2 protein-coding genes are annotated in these 712 nt (G+C 55.1%); both read left to right on the top strand.

The genetic code is table 11. The features are described 5' to 3' along the window. Nucleotides 1–300: ABC transporter permease subunit (locus tag B3Z49_RS19435; RefSeq protein ID WP_296993869.1), on the top strand; the 300-nt coding region annotated here is incomplete at its 5' end. A 5-nt stretch (nucleotides 301–305) separates the two neighbouring features. Next, nucleotides 306–712: ABC transporter ATP-binding protein (locus tag B3Z49_RS19430; protein WP_296993866.1), on the top strand; the 407-nt coding region annotated here is incomplete at its 3' end.

Below are 712 nucleotides of genomic sequence, written 5' to 3'. Positions count from 1 at the left end.
TTCTGGCGATTGTTCTGGCATGTGATGTTGCCATTGTCGCTGCCGATCCTGGGTGTCGCGATGATTTTGCAGTTCACCTACATCTGGAATGACTTCCTGTTGGGGCTGACATTTGGCGGGCGTTCCGGCCAGCCGATGACGGTGGCACTGAACAACCTTGTCGGATCCCAGTTCGGCGAGAAGGAATACAATGTTGATATGGCTGCAACCATGCTGACGGCCTTGCCCACACTGGCGGTTTATCTGCTTTCCGGGCGGTTGTTTGTGCGCGGCATTGCCGCAGGTGCAGTGAAAGGATAACGGGAATGAATGGCGTTGAACTGCGCAATGTGACCAAGGCCTATGCCGGGATCACGGTGATGGAAAACATCAATCTGGAAATCGCCGATGGTGATTTTCTGGTGCTACTGGGGCCATCGGGGTGCGGCAAATCAACATTGCTGAACATGATCGCCGGTCTTGAACCAGTGACCGGGGGCGCGATTGATATTAACGGGCGCGATGTAACAGCACTTGAGCCGGATGAACGCGATATCGCGATGGTGTTTCAATCCTACGCCCTCTATCCGACGATGTCGGTGCGCAAGAATATCGGCTTTGGCCTTAAGATGGCGGGCATGCCCAAGCCCGAGATCGAAGAACGGGTGAACGAGGTGGCCGAACTTTTGCAGATCACGCCGCTTCTTGATCGCAAGCCATCGCAGCTTTCGGG

Origin of the sequence: Thalassospira sp. UBA1131 (genome assembly GCF_002311515.1) — a bacterium.
GTDB lineage: Bacteria > Pseudomonadota > Alphaproteobacteria > Rhodospirillales > Thalassospiraceae > Thalassospira.
The sequence above is the reverse complement of the archived record's forward strand: the minus strand, read 5'-3'. Positions and strand labels throughout refer to the sequence as shown.